General features: G+C 62.4%; 4 protein-coding genes and 1 pseudogene. 2 read left to right on the top strand and 3 right to left on the bottom strand.

Annotation, left to right across the window (positions count from 1 at the left end; genetic code table 11):
• A pseudogene (locus EN935_RS27935) lies at positions 1–241 on the bottom strand (ABC transporter substrate-binding protein); the annotation flags it as partial.
• Positions 242–274: 33 nt separating this feature from the next.
• On the opposite strand from EN935_RS27935, the gene EN935_RS27930 reads away from it, so the two are divergent.
• Together EN935_RS27930 and EN935_RS27925 are read left to right on the top strand one after the other, a co-directional pair.
• Positions 275–553: a hypothetical protein gene (locus tag EN935_RS27930; protein ID WP_127373836.1), complete on the top strand. Its 279-nt coding sequence runs from the start codon at positions 275–277 to the stop codon at positions 551–553.
• Positions 554–616: 63 nt separating this feature from the next.
• On the top strand, positions 617–1807 hold the full coding sequence (locus tag EN935_RS27925) for a Xaa-Pro peptidase family protein (protein ID WP_127266200.1): 1191 nt from the start codon (positions 617–619) through the stop codon (positions 1805–1807).
• Between the two features lie 195 nt (positions 1808–2002).
• Here EN935_RS27925 and EN935_RS27920 read toward each other — a convergent pair whose 3' ends face one another.
• Entirely contained in the window at positions 2003–2419 is a 417-nt protein-coding gene (locus EN935_RS27920) for a cupin domain-containing protein (protein ID WP_127263329.1), read from the bottom strand.
• Positions 2420–2423: 4 nt separating this feature from the next.
• The coding region (locus EN935_RS27915) for a phosphoenolpyruvate hydrolase family protein (protein ID WP_245489065.1) at positions 2424–3275 on the bottom strand (852 nt) is incomplete at its 5' end.

Here is a 3275-nt window from a genome sequence, read left to right as displayed (position 1 = left end):
CGCCCTTGCCGTCGAAGGAGGCTTCGGCCAGCGTTTCGACGATCTTGCTGGAGATGAAGAACACGCCGTTGGAGGCGACGATCGCCGGATTGAGGTTGCGTGGTTCGGAATCGGCGGCAAGCACCAGGCGCCCGCCCTTCTTCGGCGTCTGCGCCCAGCCCGAAGTCGGCATGGCGGTGGAGGCCAGCAGCATTGCCGAGCCTGCCAGCATCGTGCGTCTGGAAATCGTGAAATCTGACATGGTCGAACTCCGTCCTCTCCGCGACCCGGTCGGGTGCGCCAATACCCCTCAGACGCCGGCAAGCCCGCCGGCATCCTTGCGGCGGCGATTATGAGCCTTGCCGAGGGTTTCGCCAGAGACGGAATTGGCGCATCCTTGCTTGGCTTTGAAATTTTCGTCCGCTGGACCAGTTTGAAGGAAGTGGCTCAATTCGATCAGCCTGGTAGGACCAGATTGATCCGATATGCGACGGATGACGATATGGTGACATCGAGCGATGCTGCTTTTCCTATTTCTGGCTGGACCAGAATAGGCAAAATGGTGCAGGTTTGAGCCATAGCCAAGGGATCGGGAGCAGAACAGCCGGCGATCCCAGGCAATTCAGGGAGAGAAAAGATGAACATTGCTCCGGGCAAGAATGCCGTCGGCATTATCCCGTTCGACGAGGCAAGGGTTGACCGGCTGATGGAGGAGGCGGGCATCGATGTGCTGCTCGCCACCTCCAAGCACAACACGCAATACCTGCTGGGCGGCTACAAGTTCATCTTCTTTGCCGCCATGGATGCGATCGGCCACAGCCGTTACCTGCCGATCGTCGTGTACGAAAAGGGCGGGCCGGACCATGCCGCCTATATCGGCAACCGCATGGAAGGCGGCGAGCATCAGAACAACCCGTTCTGGACGCCGACACTGCACGCCGCCTGCTGGGGCACGCTCGACGCTGCCAACCTCGCCGTCGAGCATCTGCAGAAGATTGGCAAGGCGGGCGCCCGCATCGGCATCGAGCCCGGCTTCCTGCCGTCGGACGCCTATACGCTGATCCGCAAGGCGTTGCCGGACGCCAGACTGATCGATGCGACCGGCATGCTTGAGAACATGCGCGCCATCAAGACCGATGCCGAGCTGGAGAAACTGCGCACCGCCTCCGAACTGATCACGGATTCCATGCTGGCGACCATTGCCGGGGCACGCGAAGGCACGACCAAGAGCGAGATCATCGAGCGGCTGCGGCGCGAGGAAACCAATCGCGGCATCCATTTCGAATATTGCCTGCTGACGCTGGGTTCCAGCCACAACCGCGCCGCCTCACCGCAGGCGTGGAAGCAAGGCGAGGTGCTGTCGATCGATTCCGGCGGCAACTATCACGGCTATATCGGCGACCTCTGCCGGATGGGGATTCTCGGCGAACCGGATGCCGAACTCGAAGATCTGCTGGCCGAGGTCGAAACGGTGCAGCAGGCAGCCTTCTCCAAGGTCAAGGCCGGTACGCTGGGAGGCGACATGATTTCGCACGCGGAGGGCGTGCTGAAAGCCTCGAAGGTCGCGGCCTACACGGATTTCTTCGCCCATGGCATGGGCCTGATCACGCATGAAGCGCCGTTCCTGATGACCAACCATCCGGTCACCTATGAAGGCACTTATGCGGCAAAGCCGCTGGAGAAGAACATGGTGCTGTCGGTGGAGACAACCATGCTTCATCCGACGCGCGGCTTCATCAAGCTGGAGGACACGGTTGCGGTCACCGACGCCGGCTATGTGATGTTCGGCGACCGGGGTCGGGGCTGGAACAGGGGTGCGACCGCCTAGCTGGTACTGAAGGGCGCTGCCCCCTCACCCGGATTGCCATCCGAATTGCGAAGAGCAATTCGGGGCAATCCAACCTCTCCCCAAGGGGAGAGGAGGGAGCCGGCGATGATGCTCGTCTCTTCTCCCCTTGGGGAGAAGGTGGCCGCGAAGCGGTCGGATGAGGGGGCCTCCCAGCAAACGCGGGACGGAGGAAGATCACTGCCCCGCCGGGATCAGCCTGAAATCCGGCAATTCCCGCAGGACCAGCTCCGGGCCGGCCGGCGAATAGACGACGAAAAGCTGCATCGGCCCGTCACCGGTGTTGAGCGTCGAATGAAAGCGGCTTTCCGGCACGTAGATGGTGCAGCCGGGGCCGACCTTCTCGACCACCGGATTGCCCTTCTCGTCCTCGACCATCTGTTCGCCATGGCCTGAGATGACGAAGATGATTTCTTCCGCGCCCGGATGGTTGTGGCGCGTGTGGCCCTTGCCCGACGGCAGGTCGACGACCCCGCCGGAAAACCGGGTCGCGCCATTCACTTCAGGCGCCACCGTCAGCGCCAATTTTCCCCAGTCGAAGCCGAAGGCGCTGACGTCCTTCGGGTAGACAAATACCTTGCTCTTGTCGATCATCGTCTCATCCCTTCTCTTTCTTGGATGTGGTTTTCTGGCCGCTGAGCGTGACGGCTTTGAAATCGGCGGTCTGCTTGGCGATCGCCGCCTCGGCCGGCAGCCGTTCCATCGAGCTGGCGCCATAGAAGCCATGCAGGCCCTTGGCATGGGAGAGAATGTAGCGGGCGTCGTCGGGCATCGAGATCGGCCCGCCATGGCAAAGCAGGATGACGTCCTTGCGCACCGAGCGTGCCGCATTGGCAATGGCGTCGATCTCGAGAACGCAGTCGTCGAGCGACTTGGCCGAGGTGGCGCCGATCGAGCCGCCTGTCGTCACGCCCATATGGGCGACAACGATGTCGGCGCCGGCCTTGGTCATGGCGCGGGCCTCATCCGGGTTGAAGACATAGGGCGTGGTCAACAGGTCGAGCTTGTTCGCCTCGGCGATCATGTCGACCTCGAGCCCGAAGCCCATACCGGTCTCCTCGAAGCTCTGCCGCATCTGGCCGTCAAACAGGCCGATGGTGGGAAAATTCTGCACGCCGGAAAAGCCCATTGTCTTCAGCTCTGCCAGCAGCAGCGGCATGATGACGAAGGGATCGGTGCCGTTGACGCCGGCCAGCACCGGCGTCTTCTTGACCACCGGTAGCACCTCGTAGGCCATCTCCTTGACGATCTCGTTGGCGTTGCCATAGGCGAGCAGGCCGGCGGCCGAGCCGCGCCCGGCCATGCGGTAGCGGCCGGAATTGTAGATGATGATGAGGTCGATGCCGCCGGCCTCTTCGGCCTTGGCCGATAGGCCGGTGCCGGCGCCGCCGCCGACGATCGGCACGCCCTTGTCGATCATTCCCCGGAACCTCTTCAGTATGTCCTTACG

It is taken from the genome of Mesorhizobium sp. M7D.F.Ca.US.004.03.1.1 (genome assembly GCF_003998635.1).
GTDB classification, from domain to species: Bacteria; Pseudomonadota; Alphaproteobacteria; order Rhizobiales; family Rhizobiaceae; genus Mesorhizobium; species Mesorhizobium loti.
Note: the sequence above shows the minus strand (reverse complement) of the source record. Positions and strands in the feature narration are given on the sequence as shown.